At 68.4% G+C, this 17327-nt stretch carries 13 protein-coding genes, 1 pseudogene and 1 riboswitch; of the genes and pseudogenes, 10 read left to right on the top strand and 4 right to left on the bottom strand.

What is annotated here, in order from left to right:
- Nucleotides 1–959 (bottom strand): annotated as a pseudogene (locus A9X05_RS28090) (nitric oxide reductase activation protein); the annotation flags it as partial.
- A 200-nt stretch (nucleotides 960–1159) separates the two neighbouring features.
- Between A9X05_RS28090 and A9X05_RS28085 the strand changes: the two are divergent.
- The 7 genes from A9X05_RS28085 to metE all read left to right on the top strand — a co-directional run bounded on the left by A9X05_RS28085 (nucleotide 1160) and on the right by metE (nucleotide 9795).
- Nucleotides 1160–2305: an acyl-CoA dehydrogenase family protein gene (locus A9X05_RS28085; protein ID WP_067755911.1), complete on the top strand. Its 1146-nt coding sequence runs from the start codon at nucleotides 1160–1162 to the stop codon at nucleotides 2303–2305.
- On the top strand, nucleotides 2302–3405 hold the full coding sequence (locus tag A9X05_RS28080; protein ID WP_067755914.1) for an acyl-CoA dehydrogenase family protein: 1104 nt from the start codon (nucleotides 2302–2304) through the stop codon (nucleotides 3403–3405). The genes A9X05_RS28085 and A9X05_RS28080 overlap by 4 nt, the downstream gene beginning before the upstream one ends.
- Nucleotides 3405–4052: a nitroreductase family protein gene (locus A9X05_RS28075; RefSeq protein WP_067755989.1), complete on the top strand. Its 648-nt coding sequence runs from the start codon at nucleotides 3405–3407 to the stop codon at nucleotides 4050–4052. The genes A9X05_RS28080 and A9X05_RS28075 overlap by 1 nt, the downstream gene beginning before the upstream one ends.
- Before the next feature lie 138 nt (nucleotides 4053–4190).
- The gene (locus A9X05_RS28070; protein ID WP_067785571.1) at nucleotides 4191–5471 is read left to right on the top strand and encodes a TetR/AcrR family transcriptional regulator; all 1281 of its coding nucleotides are present in this window, start codon (nucleotides 4191–4193) and stop codon (nucleotides 5469–5471) included.
- 77 nt (nucleotides 5472–5548) lie between these two features.
- Complete coding sequence (locus tag A9X05_RS28065) at nucleotides 5549–6391, top strand: SDR family oxidoreductase (RefSeq protein WP_067755992.1); 843 nt, start codon at nucleotides 5549–5551, stop codon at nucleotides 6389–6391.
- Nucleotides 6392–6429: 38 nt separating this feature from the next.
- Entirely contained in the window at nucleotides 6430–7071 is a 642-nt protein-coding gene (locus tag A9X05_RS28060) for an SDR family oxidoreductase (protein WP_067785568.1), read from the top strand.
- Between the two features lie 65 nt (nucleotides 7072–7136).
- Nucleotides 7137–7384, top strand: a riboswitch (cobalamin riboswitch).
- A gap of 140 nt (nucleotides 7385–7524) precedes the next feature.
- On the top strand, nucleotides 7525–9795 hold the full coding sequence (gene metE, locus A9X05_RS28055; RefSeq protein WP_067785565.1) for a 5-methyltetrahydropteroyltriglutamate--homocysteine S-methyltransferase: 2271 nt from the start codon (nucleotides 7525–7527) through the stop codon (nucleotides 9793–9795).
- Between the two features lie 70 nt (nucleotides 9796–9865).
- On the opposite strand, the gene A9X05_RS28050 is transcribed toward metE, so the two are convergent.
- Nucleotides 9866–11590, bottom strand: a complete 1725-nt coding sequence (locus A9X05_RS28050; RefSeq protein WP_067755926.1) for a DUF3556 domain-containing protein — start codon at nucleotides 11588–11590, stop codon at nucleotides 9866–9868.
- Nucleotides 11591–11713: 123 nt separating this feature from the next.
- On the opposite strand from A9X05_RS28050, the gene A9X05_RS28045 reads away from it, so the two are divergent.
- Complete coding sequence (locus A9X05_RS28045; protein ID WP_067785562.1) at nucleotides 11714–11938, top strand: hypothetical protein; 225 nt, start codon at nucleotides 11714–11716, stop codon at nucleotides 11936–11938.
- Nucleotides 11939–12046: 108 nt separating this feature from the next.
- Here the strand turns inward: A9X05_RS28045 and prpD are convergent, their stop codons facing one another.
- Nucleotides 12047–13555, bottom strand: coding sequence for a 2-methylcitrate dehydratase PrpD (gene prpD, locus A9X05_RS28040; RefSeq protein ID WP_067785559.1), 1509 nt, complete (start codon nucleotides 13553–13555; stop codon nucleotides 12047–12049).
- A gap of 116 nt (nucleotides 13556–13671) precedes the next feature.
- Here prpD and A9X05_RS28035 point away from each other — a divergent pair, with 116 nt between their 5' ends.
- Nucleotides 13672–15036 carry an FAD-dependent oxidoreductase gene (locus A9X05_RS28035; RefSeq protein WP_067785556.1) on the top strand — a complete coding sequence of 455 codons (1365 nt, stop codon included), beginning with the start codon at nucleotides 13672–13674 and terminating at the stop codon, nucleotides 15034–15036.
- Nucleotides 15037–15053: 17 nt separating this feature from the next.
- Here A9X05_RS28035 and A9X05_RS28030 read toward each other — a convergent pair whose 3' ends face one another.
- Complete coding sequence (locus A9X05_RS28030; protein WP_067755940.1) at nucleotides 15054–15563, bottom strand: DoxX family protein; 510 nt, start codon at nucleotides 15561–15563, stop codon at nucleotides 15054–15056.
- 139 nt (nucleotides 15564–15702) lie between these two features.
- Here A9X05_RS28030 and A9X05_RS28025 point away from each other — a divergent pair.
- The coding region (locus A9X05_RS28025; protein WP_231978483.1) for a pyruvate, phosphate dikinase at nucleotides 15703–17327 on the top strand (1625 nt) is incomplete at its 3' end.

Genomic DNA, 17327 nt, shown 5'->3' with positions numbered 1-17327 from the left:
CGGTGCAGACCCATCCCGAGCCGGGACAGCGGGCGCCGCACGCCGATGGCGGCCTCGATCGCGTGTGTCGCCGACGGTTTGATCTCGGCGTCGACTTCGCGCACGGTGCACCACGCCGGCCGGTACATCCTGCGCCCGGCGTCCCATTCCGGGTAGGTGAAGCCGCCCGTGAATGCGGGCTGGTCCGCGCCGTCGACGCTCGACGCGGGGGCCAGCGAGGTCACCGCGTGCAATCCGCGCTTGGCGGAGTCGGTCCGGTGCGTCGGGGTGTCCGCGCCGGGCGGTCCCCCGCCGCTGCCGGTCTTGCGCGCCGACGAAAGCATCTTCTTCAGCCACCTGCCGATGAAACCGCCGCCGCCCACCGGGCTGGTGAACATGTCGGGATCGTCGGAGTCGTCGGTCTCGTCGTCGGCGAGTTCTTTCAGATCGTCGGTGCCGCCGCTCCTCGGGACATGCCCGGGTTGTTCCTTGCCTCGCCGTTCGGGCGCCCGGGCCGACGCGGCCAGCACCTTCCCAGCGCGAATGATGCCGAATTCCGGTGCGGGGTTACCGATCGGCTCCCGCCCGTCGGCGATCCGCAGCGACGTGGCGGGCGAATCGCTTCGCCCCGCGGCGTCGGGGTCGGCGAGGGAGGCCAGAACGCCCGGCAACAGGTCGGCGTTGGCGGCGAGCGCGCGGTGCCCCTCCACCGCCAGATAGCGCTTGGCCACCCGAGGGCGGCGCAGCAGGTGGCGCATCACGTCCGCTTCCAGGCTGCCGGCCGCGATCATCGACGCCTGTACGGCAACGGCTTCGAGCTGCCGGCGGGCGCTCGCACCCGCGTCGACGTGGATGGTCTGGCCGTCGGTCCATGACGGTTCGCCCGGACGCAGTTCGGCCACCGCTACGGCCCGGCCGGCGAGCGCGGATGCGAGCATGCCGAGACCCGGCAGCCGGTCACCGCGAACGTCGGTGGACACGCTCAATCTCCGAACCGCCTGGACTCCGTTGACCAAATATCTGTTCCACCGTAGAGTCCGGTGCCACCGCAGTCAATCAGGGCAAGGAGCACATGGTGCGCGGGGGAGCTGATGCTGCGCGCCGTCGCCGTTGTTGACCGGCTATCCGCTCAACCGTAAAGTCCGGCTAAGGTCGCAGATTCACCAGGGAACAAGGAAAAGTGGACTTTTCATACCCGGCGGAAGTGGAGCAGTTCCGCGTCGAGCTGCGCGACTGGCTATCGAAGAACCTGACCGACGAGCTGGTGGCCGCCCGTCGGCCCGCCGGACGAGACGACGCCGCCTTCGAGGTGCTGCGCGCCTGGAACGCCACGATGGCCGACGCCGGCTGGGCCGCGGTCTCGTGGCCTCGCGAGTACGGCGGCCGCGGCGCGACGGTTCTCGAGCAACTCGTCTACACCGAGGAAACCACGCGGGCGCGAGCCCCCATGCCGCTCAACGTCATTGGCCTAAACAACATCGCGCCGGCCATCATGCAATACGGCACCGAGTCACAGAAGCTCACGCTGCTCCCCCGCATGATGCGGGCCGACGACATCTGGTGCCAAGGGATGTCGGAACCTGAAGCGGGGTCCGACCTCGCCGCGCTGCGCACCCGCGCGGCGCGCGACGGTGACGACTTCGTCGTCAACGGCCAGAAAATCTGGACGTCGCTGGGGCATCGCGCGGACTGGTGCCAGCTCTACGTGCGCACCGACCCCGAAGCGCCCAAGCACAAGGGCATCTCCTGCCTGATCGTCGACATGAGACTGCCGGGCATCGAAGTCCGTCCGCTGGTAACGCTCAACGGCGAAGCCGATTTCGCCGAGGTGTTCTTTCACGACGTGCGCGTGCCTGCGGACGCGTTGCTCGGTCCGCTGAACGGGGGATGGCAGGTGGCCACCACCACGCTCAGCCACGAGCGGGCCGGGGCCGCCCGGCTGTACGCCGAGATGCAGGTGCGGCTCGAAGAATTGACCGACGACATCGCCGCGCACAGCGACGCGCTCGAAGACCCCGTGACGCTGCGGCGCCTCGGCGAGATCGCGCTGCGCATCAAGTATCTGGAAGTGCTGTGCCAGCGGTCGATCTCGGCCACGCTGCATGGCGGTGACGCCTTCGGATCGGCGAGCCTCGCCAAGACCGTGTGGGGTGAGATCGGACAGGACATGGCCGCGTTGGCCTTTGACGTGCTGGGCACGAGCGGCGCCGGCGCGCCGTGGGCGAACTACCGCCTGACGTCGCGCTCGCTGACCATCGCGGGCGGTACCAGCCAGATCAACAAGAACATCACCGCCCAGCGGGTACTCGGGTTGCCCCGCAAATGAACCTCGAACTCTCCGACGAGCAGGTCGCGCTGCGCGACACCACCCGACGCTATCTCGCCGAAAAGGCTTCCATCGCCGACCATGTGCGCCCGCTGCTCGACGACCCGACCGGCGTCACCGAGCCCGTGTGGCGCGGCCTGGCCGGCCTCGGGACCACCGGTCTGCTGATGCCGGAGGCCCACGGCGGCGCCGGCATGACGATGATCGAGGCCGGCATCGTTGCCGAAGAGCTCGGTGCCGCCCTGCACCCGGGGCCATGGTTGTCGACCGCGGTCGCTGCCGCCCGGGCGCTGACGCGGCTCGGGCCAACCGACGCCGCGGCCGAGCTGCTCAGCGGGATCTCCGACGGCACCACGGTCGCCACCGTCGGCTTCCTCGATGCCGAAAGCGCACCGGTGGCCGCGAGCCGGCAGGGCGATGACGTCGTCTTGCGGGGCGACATGACCGCCGTCCCCGACGTCGCCGCCGCGGACGTGCTGCTGGCGCTCGCCGGGGAAGGCGGCGGTCGAGGGCTTTTCGCGATCCGCACCGACTCGCCGGGTGTTTCGGTCGAGCCGGAGCGCGGCATCGACCAGACCCGCAAGCGCTTCCGGGTCACGCTCGACTCAGCGCCCGCGCGGCGGCTGGCCGCGGCCGCCCCGGGGGACGTCGCCGCGGTGATCGACGATGTGCTGATCGCGACGGCCGCCGACGCACTCGGCGCCGCGCGAGCCGTCATGACCGCGGCCATCGAATACGCCAAGACCAGAACGCAATTCGGGCAGCCGATCGGCTCGTTCCAGGCGGTCCAGCATCTGTGCGTCGACATGTTCGAAACCGTGGAGTTGGCCCGCAGCGGCGTGATCCACGCGCTGTGGGCCGCCGACAACGCCGACGCCGACGAACGGCACCAATCGGCAATCCGGACGAAGGCGTTCGCCGGGCGGCTTGCCACGGTGGGCGACACGGCGATCCAGGTGTTCGGCGGGATCGGCTACACCTGGGAGCACGACGCGCATCTCTACCTCAAGCGCCTGCTCAGCTGGAGCGCGTTCCTGGCCGGGCCCGATCGATACCTCACCGAACTCGGTGCGCGCCTTGCTAACAGGGGGAACCGGTGATGGACATCGAGTACTTGCTCACCGCTACCCGCTCGGCACGCAAGACGCTCGACCTGGACGCGCCGGTCGACCTCGCGGACATCCGGGAGTGCCTGCGCATCGGCTTGCAGGCGGCCAACGGCTCCAATCAGCAGTCCTGGCGCTGGCTGGTGGTCGCCGACCCGGCGTTGCGCGCCGAGATCGCCGAGCTGTACCGCGCGGCCTATCTGCTGCGGGTCGGCGGCCAGCTGATCGCTGACCTGATGCCGGCTGGAACGCCGGAGAACCGGATCATGTCGTCGACGGAGTGGCTGGTCGAGAACATGTCGAGGGTTCCGCTGCTGGTGATCCCCTGCTATCAGCCCTACCTGCCCCGCATCGAGGGCGATGAATCGTTTCACCAGGCCACGCTGTACGGCTCGATCTACCCGGCGGTCTGGAACTTTCAGCTGGCGCTGCACACCCGCGGATACGGAACCTGCATCACCACCCTGCACCTGCATCGCGAGGCGGAGGTGCGGCGGCTGTTGGGGATTCCCGAAAGCTATGTCCAGGGATGCCTGCTTCCGGTGGGCCGGCTGCGCGCCGGGCACACGTTCCGGCCCGCCCGGCGACGACCCGTCGACGAGGTGGTCGCGTGTGACGGTTGGGACGGACCCGCGCTTTAGAATGTCCCCGGCACCGCCGTTATGCAGCGCATTCGTCATTCCGGGTCTGATAGCCTTTAACAAAGATTTGGTTCGGTGAGAGGGACGAATGCGAATGGATGCCAGTCCGCAGTCGTCCGGACGTGCGCACGGCTGATCATGCCGAGAGCGGAGTCATTGGGAGCCGGCGCCGCAGCCGATTTGGGGACGCGCCGGACCGAGATCCTCACCACCGCGGCGTCGTTGATCGCGCAGTCGGGATTGCGGACCTCCTTGCAGGAGATCGCCGACGCCGCAGGCATTCTTCCGGGCAGCCTCTATCACCATTTCGAGTCCAAAGAGGCGATCCTCATCGAGTTGATCCACCGCTATCAGGAGGATCTGGACCGGATCGGGCAAGCCGCGCAAGCGAAGTTGGACAAAGCGGACCCGCGGCCGGTCCCCGAGCAGATCGTCGAGCTGGGCTCGGCCATCGCCAACTGCGCCGTGCAGCATCGCGCCGCGCTACAGATGTCCTTCTACGAGGGTCCGAGCACGGACCCGGAGTTGATGAAGCTGACGCAGCAGCGGCCCGTGGCGATCCAGGAGGCGATGCTGCAGACGCTGCGCGCGGGCAGGTGGAGCGGCTACATCAAACCCGACATCGATCTGCCCACGCTGGCCGATCGCATCTGCCAAACCATGCTGCAGGTCGGCCTCGACGTCATGCGGCATAAGTCGCCCCCTGACCAGGTCGCCGCCCTGCTTTGCGAAATCATGTTGCAGGGATTGGCATCCCGGCCACCGACCGACTCGGCGCTGGACCGGTCCACAGCCTTCGCGGCCGCCACGGACGTCATCGAAACCTGGTCGGACGACAGCGAGGCCGACCCCAGCGACAAAGCGGCTCACGTCCGTGCCGTGGCGCGAACGGAATTCGGCCGCAAGGGCTACGAGGCCACCACCATCCGGGACATCGCCTCCGCGGCCGGCCTGGGGACGGGAACCGTGTACCGGGTCATCGGCTCGAAGGACGAACTTCTCGCCTCGATCATGGAATCGTTCGGCCGCAAGGTCGAGGCCGGCTGGGTCAGCGTGCTGCGCTCGGATGCCACGCCCATCGAGAAGCTCGACGCGCTGAGCTGGGTGAACGTCAATGCACTGGATCGGTTCTCCGACGAATTCCGCATCCAACTGGCCTGGATGCGTCAATCACCGCCCGACACCCCCAACCCGGGCTGGCTATATGCGACCCGACTCCGGCAGATGAAAACGCTTCTGTCCGAAGGCATCCGGTCGGGGGAGATCAGCGTGGACGCGGCATCCACCGCAATGCTGGCACGCTGCGTCATCGGCCTGCAGTGGATACCGGAGAACATCCTCGCCGAGATCGGCAAGCGCGCGGCGCTGGTGCACGTCCGCGACACCGTTCTGCGCGGCGTCGCGGTTCGCACCGGGTAGGTGTTGAACCAAAAAACTGTTACCCATACAGTTGGGCAATTAGAACCGCGTTGGCAGTGAACGAGAAGGGGATTTCCATGACTATTGTCGATCGGCTGCGCTACGACGGCAAGCGGGCCCTCGTCGTAGGCGGCGCCACCGGCATGGGTGCGGCCGCGGCCAAGTCAGCGGCCGAACTCGGCGCCGAAGTGATCGTGATGGACTACGCGCCGGTGAACTACGACGTCGCCAAATCCATCCAGGTGGACCTGCGCGATCCCGCATCGATCGACTCCGCGATCGAGCAGCTGGACGGTCCGATCCACGCCCTGTTCTCGGCCGCCGGCATCGCCGACGGGACAACCGACCTGATGGCGATCAACTTCATCGGCCACCGCCATCTCATCGATCGGCTCCTCGAGAAGAACCAGCTGCCCTCGGGCTCGGCGATCTGCTTCATCTCCTCGGTCGCGGGCATGGGCTGGGAGAACGACCTGGACCTGCTCACGGAGTTCCTCGCCACGCCGGACTTCGCCTCGGCCCAGGAGTGGGTCAAGGCGCACGAAGCCGAAGGCATCATCCACTACGGCTTCTCCAAGAAGGTCGTGAACGCCTACGTCGCCACCCAGGGCTACCCGCTGCTGAAGAAGGGCATCCGGATCAACGCGATCTGCCCCGGCCCCACCGACACCCCCCTGGCCCAGGCCAACGCCGACCTCTGGCTCACCTTCGCGCAGGACTACCGCGAAGAGACCGGTTCGAAGGTGCACACCCCGGAGCAGATGGGCGACGTGATGGCGTTTCTCAACAGCGCCGCCGCCTTCGGCATCAGCGGCATCACGTTGCTGGTGGACTACGGCCACACGATGGCCTCGCTCACCAACGCTTACCCGCCGGGCAAGCCGATCATCGACATCATCATGGGGCGCGTGAAGCTCTAGAAGAGAGCGCCGGTTTCGGCGCCGGTACCGTCGGGGGCATGGCACGAGTCATCGTCATCGGCGGGCACGGCAAGGTCGCATTGCAGCTGGCCCGCATCCTGACCGAACGCGGTGACGAGGTCAGCTCCGTCTTCCGCAACCCCGAACATTCGGGCGACGTCGCGGCCACCGGCGCAAAGCCGGTGGTCGCCGACATCGAGCGCCTCGACACCGGCGCCCTGGCCGGCCTGCTCAAAGGGCACGACGCGGTCGTCTTCTCGGCCGGCGCCGGTGGGGGCGACCCGGCACGCACGTACGCCGTCGACCGCGACGCCGCCATCCGGGTGATCGACGCCGCGGCCCAGGCGCGGGTCAAGCGATTCGTCATGGTCTCCTATTTCGGCGCGGGGCCGGATCACGGTGTACCGCAGGACAACTCGTTCTTCGCCTACGCGGAAGCCAAAGCGGCCGCCGACGCCCACCTACGCGCGAGCGGCCTGGACTGGACGGTGCTTGGACCGGGGCGACTCACCCTGGATCCGCCCACCGGCCGCATCACGCTGGGGCAGGGCACGGGGGAAGTGTCGCGGGCCGACGTCGCGCTCGTGGCAGCCGCCGCGCTGGCGGACGACGAGACCGTCGGCCGAACGATCGACTTCAACAACGGCGACACCCCCATCGCCGAGGCGCTGGCGAGCTGAACCGCAAGGCGGGCGTAAACTCCGCTACGCAGCTGGTCTGCCGTCGCCGCACACCGCGACTTCGGCATCGAGCGAGGCGGGTTGGTGACGCTTCGCGAGAGGGAACCCGGTGAGAACCCGGGACTGTCCCGCAGCGGTATGCAGGAACGACCGCCGTCACCCAAGCACTGGTCGCAAGACTGGGAAGCGACGGCCAGTAGGAACTGCCCGTCTCCTCGGCGCCCCTTCCGGGCCGCATCGTCGAGCGGGCGTGGCAGCACCAGCCGGTGCGCGCCTGCGAGTCCGAAGACCTGCCAGCTGTGCCGGGCGCGCCGCGCCCGGCGGTTCATCGCCTCGTGGAATGGGCGTTTGGCTGCGCCGGTTGCGGTTTATGTACCACAGGTGCCACCGCAACCGAATTGGCTTACGTCCGTTGGCGGTGACCACCCCGTCGATTGAAGGACGAAAGATATCGTGACCGCTCAACCATTTACCGCGACTGTCGTCGGCTCCCCGCGCATCGGCCCGAAGCGCGAACTCAAACGCGCCACCGAAGGCTACTGGGCCGGCCACACCAGCCGAGCCGAACTCGAAGACGTCGCCGCCACATTGCGCCGCGACATGTGGGCCGGCCTCGCCGCCGCCGGGCTGGATTCCGTCCCGGTGAACACCTTCTCCTATTACGACCAGATGCTGGACACGGCGGTGATGCTCGGCGCCCTGCCGGCGCGGGCCGCGCAAGTGTCCGACGACCTGGATCGCTACTTCGCCGCCGCCCGTGGCAACGCCGAGCTGGCGCCGCTGGAGATGACCAAGTGGTTTGACACCAACTACCACTACCTGGTCCCCGAGATCGAGCCCTCGACCACCTTCTCGCTCAACCCGGACAAGGTGCTCGCCGAACTGAAAGAGGCTCTCGCGCAGGGGATTCCCGCACGGCCCGTCGTCATCGGGCCGATCACCTTCCTGCTGTTGAGCAAGGCGGTCAACGACGGTGGCGCGCCGATCGAGCGGCTCGAGGAGCTGGTGGGCATCTACGCGGAGCTGTTGGGCTTGCTCTCCGCCAACGGCGCGCAGTGGGTGCAGTTCGACGAGCCGGCGCTGGTGGCCGACATCTCCCCCGATGCTCCGGCGCTGGCCGAGGCTGCGTATAACGCGCTGGGCAAGGTGGGTAACCGCCCGGCAATCTACGTCGCCACCTACTTCGGCGATCCCGGCGCCTCCCTGGCCGGTCTGGCCCGCACCCCGGTCGAGGCGATCGGCGTCGACCTGGTCTACGGAGCCGACGCGGCGGTGGCCGGTGTGCCGGAGTTGTCGGGCAAGACCCTGGTGGCCGGCGTCGTCGACGGGCGCAACATCTGGCGCACCGACCTGGAGGCGGCGCTCGGCAAACTGGCCGCGTTGGCGGGTTCGGCTGGCGCCCTTGCGGTTTCGACCTCATGCTCCACGATGCACGTGCCCTACTCGCTGGAGCCCGAAACCGATCTGGACGACGCGCTGCGCAGCTGGCTGGCGTTCGGGCAGGAGAAGGTGGCCGAGGTGGTGACGCTCGCGCGCGCATTGCGCGACGGGCGCGAGGCCGTCGCCGGCGAGATCGCGGCGTCCAATGCCGCGGTGTCGTCCCGCACGAGCGATCCCCGGCTGCACAACGACGAGTTGCGGGCCCGCATCGACTCGATCGTCGCCACCGGCACCCACCGCGGCGACGCGGCGCAGCGCCGCGCCAGCCAGGAAGCGCGGCTGCACCTGCCGCCGTTGCCGACGACGACCATCGGCTCCTACCCGCAGACCTCCGCGATCCGCAAGGCGCGCGCCGCGCTGCGGGCCGGGGAGATCGATCAGGCGGAGTACGAGAAGCGGATGCGCAAGGAGATCGCCGACGTCATCAAGCTGCAGGAGGAGCTGGGTCTCGACGTGCTGGTGCACGGCGAGCCGGAGCGCAACGACATGGTGCAGTACTTCGCCGAGCAGCTCGAGGGCTTCTTCGCGACGTCCAACGGATGGGTCCAGTCGTACGGCAGCCGCTGCGTGCGTCCGCCGATCCTCTACGGCGACGTCATCCGTACGCACCCGATGACCGTCGAGTGGATCTCCTACGCGCAATCGCTGACCGACAAGCCGGTGAAGGGCATGCTGACCGGCCCGGTCACGATCCTCGCCTGGTCGTTCGTCCGTGACGATCAGCCGTTGGCCGACACCGCCAATCAGGTGGCGCTGGCCATCCGCGACGAGACCGTGGACCTGCAATCCGCGGGCATCGCCGTCATCCAGGTCGACGAACCCGCGCTGCGGGAGCTGCTGCCGCTGCGCCGCGCCGATCAGGAGGACTACTTGCGTTGGGCCGTAGGGTCTTTCCGCTTGGCCACCTCCGGCGTCGCCGACACCACGCAGATCCACACCCACCTGTGCTATTCGGAGTTCGGCGAGGTGATCGGGGCCATCGCCGACCTGGACGCCGACGTGACGTCCATCGAGGCGGCGCGATCACACATGGAGGTGCTCGACGACCTCAACGCGGTCGGCTTCTCCAACAGCGTCGGACCGGGCGTCTACGACATCCACTCGCCGAGGGTGCCGAGCACCGCCGAGATGGCGGAGTCGTTGCGCGCGGCGCTGAGAGCGGTTCCCGCGCAACGGCTCTGGGTCAACCCCGATTGCGGCCTGAAGACCCGCAACTCCGACGAGGTCACCGCGTCGCTGAAGAACATGGTGGCCGCGGCCCGGGAAGTCCGCGCGGGGGCTTAGCCCCGACGAGCAGACGCAAAATCGCACGTTTCCGGCTCGGAACGTGCGATTTTGCGTCTGTTCGCGCGGTCTACTCCGACAACACCTCAACAGGAACGTCGTCGGCCCACGGCTGCCGGGTCACCATGTCCGCGACCCGGACGATGCCGCGCTCGAACTCGCCGGTCGCCGCGTCCACCAACCGGTACGCCTGCACCTGCTTGTGGATGGGCTGCGCGTCGAGCAGCACCACTCGCACCTCGCCCGGCTCGAAGTGGCACCGCTCCTGCAGCGCGGCGATCAGCTGCTCGTTGTGCATGTGGCCGTCGCCGAAGTTCCAGCCGATGGCGGTGCTGCAGATGCGTTCGCCGTCGGTCAGCACGTAGTCGTCCTCGTTCTGGCCCGCCATCGCGCGATGCGCCAGGGTGAACAGCGCACGGCCGTGAGTGTTGAACCCGCGGAACGCATATCCCATGTAGAGCGGGATCTGCGCGGCCTCGGGGCTGCCGTAGAACCGCTCCAGCTGCGCCTGCGGCATGCTGGCGATCGCGACGATGCCCCTGGCGATCTTGTCGCTCGCCGATCCCTTGATGCACCACAGCGTGGTGTCCCAGTTCCCGGCGTAGTACCGCATCCCCGGCAGAAACGAGATCTTGCGGGGAAACATGTTGCCGAGCAGGACGATTCCCGCGATGACGACGAACAGTATCGCCACCACCACGGGGTGTCGCAGGTCGCGCAGGCCCAGGCGGGCGTGCGCGACGAACAGCGACAGCACCCCGAAGATCATGAAGACGTTCCACTCCAGCGGCACGCCCATCGGGATCGACACCAGGATCCCCAGGTGGAAGCAGACCATGACGATGGCGGCCACGGTGATGGGCCAGCCGCTGTGGCAGAAGAACAACGGCAACGGCACCAGCATCTCGATGGCGGTGCTGAGGTGCGCCAGCCATCGCGACAGCCGGCCGGGCCGCAGGTCGTCCGGAAACCTCTCGAAGAATTGCCGCTTCAGCCAGCGGGGCCGCACCAGCGGGTTGTTGGACATCATCGTGGAGATCACGAACGGGAAGTGCTTGTTGAGCTTCGACGTGGCGGCGCCCATCCAGATCACCAGGAACACCACCTTGGACCCCACGATCATGTCCACCCCGCCGAAGAGGAACGTCACCGCCATGGTCGCGTAGACCTCACCGCGCGCGGCCAAAAAGATCACCTTGTCGCGCAGGCCCAGCACGCCGAGCAGCAGCAGGATCAGCACGATCTTCCAGGCCGGCAGCAGCCCGATCGTCGTGCCGAGCTCCGGCATCGGTCCGGTGCCGTCGGCGAACAGCGCCGCGAACGTCACCAGCAGGAACAGCGCGTACAGCGCGACGTCAATCGGCTTGCGCTTGGTGCCCTCGGTCAGCGGGACCCGGTTCGGCCACGGTGGCAGCCGGATGGTGCCGAACCGCATCCAGTACAGGATCGAGCCCATGGGCGGGAAGAACCGGTTGTTCAGCGGGCCGAAGCCGCAACCCAGCCCGATCACCTCGAACAACATCGTGTAGAGCACGACCTTCTCGAACACGATCGGCTCCGACCACCACGACGCGACGTGGGTGAACCCGCCGAGTCCCCTGGTGGCCGACGCGAACACCCACGCGCCAAGGATGTAGAGCAGGATTTTGGCGACGTAGAACAGGTGCAGCACGACCGGCGTGCCGAAGCCGACCTCGGCCCAGTGCTTGGCCATCGGCCGGATCTTCTCGCTACGGGTGCCCTTGTTCCACTCGGCCATGTCGAGCTGCGGCAGCTCAGGCTTGAGAAATCCCATGGTGGTCAGATTAGAACGTGTTCTAGCTCAGCGGCACTCGAGCCGCGCAAGAATTCTTTGCCTGCGACTCGGCCGCCGGATACCGTGAAACCGGATCGGCGCGGCCCTTAGGAGGCGTCCATCATGAGCAGGTTTCGAATCGTCATATCGGCCGCGGCGCTGGCGACGGTCGCCGCCGGCTCACCCGTCGCCGTCGCCGGTGCCGACACCCCGGGGCCCGGCGATTCCTGCACGGTGTTGCACGCGACCACCCAGGACGGCAACGGCAGGACGATGTGGTGCAACCCGACGATGACCGGCGCCCACAACCTGGTGTGGCAGTACGGCGGACCGGCCGCTAACCCCTAAGCGCCCCGACCGAGTGTGCGCCGAGGGCATTGAGTGTGAACTGAGGGCGAGAAATCCGCGCAAATTGCGCCCTGGGCGCACACGCAATGCCCTGAGCGCACACGCGATTCACTCACCGAATATTCCCGGCGCGATCGTCGGCGCCCGCTGGAGCGCCCGCGGGTCAATGGTCAGATTCAGCGCGCCGAGTTCTCCCGCCCGCAGATCGGCCAGCGCGGTCACCGCGGCCAAAAACCTCTCCCGCTCAGCCGGTTCGACGACGACGCCGGCGAGCTCGGTGAACTTCTGGACGTATTGCGGGCGCCGGAACGGTCGCGCGCCCAACGGGTGGGCGTCGGCGACGGCCAGCTCGTCGACGATCACTTCCCCGCTTTTCAGCGTGACCACGGCCCGCGCCCCGAACGCCTTGTCCGCCGGATCCGCCGAGTGATAGCGGCGGGTCCACTCCGGATCCTCGACCGTCGAAATCTTGCGCCACAACTCGACCGTGTCGGGCCGGTGGGCCCGCTCGGCGGCGTAGGACCGCTCGTGGTGCCAGCTCCCGTCCTGCAGCGCGACGGCGAAGATGTAGGGCAGCGAGTGGTCCAGCGTCTCCCGCGACGCGTCCGGGTCGAACTTCTGCGGATCCCGCGAACCCGTTCCGATCACGACGTGGGTGTGGTGGCTGGTGTGCAGCACGACGGTGGCGATCTGGCCGGGGTCGTCGATCCGCTCGCGGAGCCGCCGCGCCAGGTCGATCGGGGCCTGGCTCTGGTATTCCGCCGAGTGTTCCTTGGTGTAGCTGTCCAGGATGGCGCGCTTGGGCTCGCCGGGAGCGGGCAGCGGCACCCGGTATTCGCGGTCGGGTCCGCCCAGCAGCCACGCGATCACCCCGTCCTCGCCCTCCCAGATGGGGGCCGGCGATCCCTCGCCGCGCATCGCGCGATCCACCGCCTCGATGGCGACCTTGCCCGCGTGCGCGGGGGCGAACGCCTTCCAGCTGGAGATCAGCCCCTTGCGGGACTGGCGGGTGCTGGTGGTCAGGTGCAGGGCCTGCCCGACCGCCTGATAGATCGTCTCGGTGTCCAGTCGCAGCATGGTCCCCAGGCCGGCGGCCACCGACGGGCCCAGATGCGCGACATGGTCAATCTTGTGCTCGTGCAGGCAGATTCCGCGGGCCAGGCCGATCTGGATTTCGTAGGCGGTGACCACACCACGGAGCAGGTCGGCGCCGGGCAGTCCCAGCTGCTGGGCCACCGCGACCAGCGGGGGAATGTTGTCGCCGGGGTGGGAGTATTCGGCGGCCAAAAACGTGTCGTGGAAGTCGAGTTCGCGCACGGCGACGCTGTTGGCCCAGGCCGCCCACTCCACCGAATAGGTCCCGTCGACGCCGAAAACCCTGGCCCCGCGCCGCGCCGGGTGGGCCAGCGCCTGCCGCCGCGCCACGGTGACCGGCCGGCGCAGCACGGCGGCCGCGCTGACCGCCGCGTTGTCGATGATCCGGTTCACCACCATCTCCGCGGTTTCCGGCTCGACGGCAACCGGGTCGGCGGCGACTTCGGCGATCTTTGCCGCCAGGTGCTCTTCGCGGGGGAATCGGTCGGAGCTGCGCCGCACGCGAACCGTATGCGTCAACACACCCGAACCCTATGACCGGCAAGAACGCGCGCAGAAATCTGTGTTAACCCCCCACCACCGGCGCCGCCCGCGGTGTAGTTTGCTGCTGGGGCGGGACCAAGGTTGAGGAGCCAGCCGTGTCAGAGGTCGATTACTGCGTGGTCGGAGCGGGATTCGCGGGTCTGGCGGCCGCCCTGCGGCTGAAACAGGCCGGTCTTTCGGTGGCCTTGCTGGAGGCGCGCGACAGGGTCGGCGGCCGCACCTACACGCAGTACCGTCCCGACGGCACGTGGATCGACCGCGGCGGCGCATGGATCGGACCCGGCCAGGACCGGATCTACGCGCTGATGGACGAGTTCGGGGTGGCCGAGTACAAGCAACACAACGACGGCGACGCCATGATGATCGTCGACGGCAAGAGACACCGCTACGGCGGCACCATTCCCTGGACGATGAGCCCGTGGGCGGTCGCCAACCTCGGGGTCGGATTGTTGTCGATCGAGAAGATGGCCAAATCGCTTCCGCCGGAAGCGCCCTGGGACGCCAAACACGCCGACGAGTGGGACCGCATCAGCCTCGGTGAATGGATCGAACAGAACACCATGTCCAAGCAGGCCCGCGAGATGCTGGACATGGCCTTCGCCGGCCTCTACACCTCGGCGGCGTCGGAGACGTCGCTGCTGTGGGGGTTGTTGCAGACGGCGTCGGCAGGCGGGCTGACGTTCGCGATTTCCGGCAAGGGCGGCTCCCAGGACGCCCGCCCGGTCGGCGGGATGGGCGCCATCTACGGTCCCATCGCGGCCGAACTGGGCGACGCGCTGCACCTTTCGCAACCGGTCCGCCAAATCGCCCAGGACGCCGACGGCGTGACGGTGACGGCCTCCGACCTGACCGTGCGCGCCCGACGGGTCATCGTCGCGATCCCGCTGGCGGTCGCCACGTCGATCGTCTACGAGCCGATGCTGCCGGTGGATAGGGCGATGCTGCACCAGCGCATGCCGAGCGGCGCGGTCATCAAGACGTCGGTGATCTACGACGAGCCGTTCTGGCGTGCCGACGGGCTGTCGGGTCAGTCGGCCGCACCGGGATCCCCGGCCACCCTGACGATCGACGCCTGCACCGACACCGGCGACCCCGGGGTCATGTGCGTCATCACCGAAGGGCCCGCGGCGCGACGGTTGACCAAGCTCAATGAGGCCGAGCGGAGAGCGGCGCTCATCGGCGAGTTGGTCGACCGGTTCGGCGAGAAGGCGAGAACGCCGCAGGAGTACCACGAGCAGAACTGGACCGTTGACCGCTACTCCGGCGGCGGGATGATCGGCCACGCACCGACCGGCGTGCTGACCGAATTCGGCTATACCCTGCGCGAGCCGTGCGGCCGCATCCACTGGGCCGGCACCGAGAGTTCGGCCGTGATGTGCGGGTGGATCGACGGCGCGATCCGTTCCGGTGAGCGTGCGGCCGCCGAGGTCCGGGAGGCCGAGACCGCCGCGGTCGCCTAGGACGAGGAGGCCCCTGGCTAACCCGCCTGCTTAGCGGGCGGGCGGTAGAAGATCACCAGCTGGCCGACCGCGCCGGCGAGGCCCAGCACCACCGAGATCAGCAGGCCGCGCCAGCCGTCCATCCAGTTGTGCCCGAACACCACGTAGTCCAGGCTGAGCTTGCCGGCGCCCAGGGTCGCCACCGCGATGGCGCTGACCGCCAGGACCAGGTTGTATTCCCAGCCCTCCTTGACGATGAAGAAGCCGTTAGCCCGGTGCACCGTCCAGGCCGCCACCAGCATCAACGACACGAAGCCCGCCGCCGGGATCGGTGTCAGCAGCCCGGCGGCCAGGCCCAGCCCCGCGGCCATCTCGGTCGTGGCGGCCACGGTGGCGTGGAACTTGCCCGGCTTCATGCCGATGCTCTCGAACCACCGCGCGGTGCCCGGGATGCGTCCGCCACCGAAGAACTTGTTGTAGCCGTGCGCGGCCAACGTCACGCCCAGTACCAGCCGCAGGATCAGTAACCCGACGTCGTAGGGAGTCATACCTGCAAACCTAGATCATGGCGCCGACCAGATGACAGGACCGCCGAGCAGCTAACTCCGTCGACCCATGTGGGAACATTGCGGGCGTTCCGACGTTCGCCTTTCGACGGCCACCACGAGGGGGTGCACCACGGCTCGTATCGCACGCGGTGCCCGCCGTGACGCGCTTGGGGCCGCTTCTGACGGGCAATCCGTGGTGTTACTGGACGGCACAGCGAGTCACCCGCGGGAGCTGTTGGGCAACAAGGGCCACGGCATCGAGGCGATGCGCCGGCATGGTCTGCCGGTGCCGCCCGCGTTCTGCATCACCACGGAGGTCGGCCTGCGGTACCTCGCCGACCCCCGGGCGGCGATGGACGCCATTTGGGACGACGTGCTCGACCGGATGAGTTGGCTGGAGGCGCAGACCTCGCGGGTGTTCGGGCGCGGCCCGCATCCCCTGCTGGTCAGCGTGCGCTCCGGGGCCACCCAGTCGATGCCGGGCATGATGGACACCATCCTCGACCTCGGCCTGAACGATGAGGTCGAGCAGGCGCTGGCCACCGGCGCCCCGGCATTCGCCCGAGACACCCGCCGTCGGTTCGAGCGGATGTACCGGCGCATCGTCGGCATCGGCGAGCACGAGCCGGTGCCCGCCGACCCCTACGCGCAGCTGCGCGCAGGCATCGAGGCGGTGTTCGCCTCGTGGAACTCACCCCGCGCGGTCGCCTACCGCGCCCATTCCGGCGTCGACGACCAGAGCGGCACGGCGGTCGTCGTCCAGGCGATGGTGTTCGGCAACCACGGTCCCGATTCCGGTGCGGGGGTGCTGATTTCACGCAACCCGATCACCGGGGACAACGAGCCGTTGGGCGAGTGGCTGCCCGGGGGTCAGGGCGATGACGTGGTGTCAGGCTCGGTCGACGTGGAACCCATCAGCGCCCTGCGTGACGAGCAGCCGGCCGTCTACGGCGAGTTGATCGACGCCGCAAGAAGATTGGAGCGACTCGAGTTCGACGCCCAAGAGATCGAGTTCACCGTCGAGGACGGCAAGCTGTGGCTGCTGCAGACCCGCGGCGCGGAGCGCTCGGCGCAGGCCGCCGTGCGCCTGGCGCTGCAGCTGCGGCACGAGGGGCTGATCGACGATGCCGAGACGCTGCGGCGCGTGACGCCGGCGCACGTGCAGACCCTGTTGATGCCCGCCTTGCAACCGGAAACGCGCTTGGCGGCAAAGCTTTTGGTCAGGGGGTTGCCGGCCTGCCCGGGCGTGGCGTCGGGCAAGGCCTATACCGACGTCGACGAGGCGCTCGATGCCGCCGAACGGGGCGAGTCGGTGATCCTGGTACGCGACCACACCAGGCCCGAAGACGTTTCGGGCATGCTGGCCGCGCAGGGCATCGTCACCGAGGTCGGCGGCGCGGCCAGCCACGCGGCGGTGGTCAGCCGGGAACTCGGGCGGGTGGCCGTGGTGGGTTGCGGCCCCGGAGTGGCCGCCTCGCTGGCCGGTAAATCGATCACCGTCGACGGCGCGAAAGGCGAAGTGCGCGAGGGCAACCTGAGCCTATCCGCATGGTCGGAGAACGACACGCCCGAATTGCGCGAGCTCGCCGACATCGCTCGTCGGATCAGCCCGCTGCGCGCCCACACCGCCGGGGATTACCTGCGGCTGGAGGACAACAGCGAGGCCGCGGTGGCCGCGGCGCTGAAGAGCGGGCAGACCGACGTCGTCTCGGCCACCCCGCTGGTCGTCATGCTTACCGCGCTGCGCCTGGCCGGAGAGGCCGA

Origin of the sequence: Mycobacterium sp. E3298, assembly GCF_001666895.1 — a bacterium.
Taxonomy (GTDB): Bacteria; Actinomycetota; Actinomycetes; order Mycobacteriales; family Mycobacteriaceae; genus Mycobacterium.
This window is presented reverse-complemented; position numbering and strand designations above follow the sequence as displayed.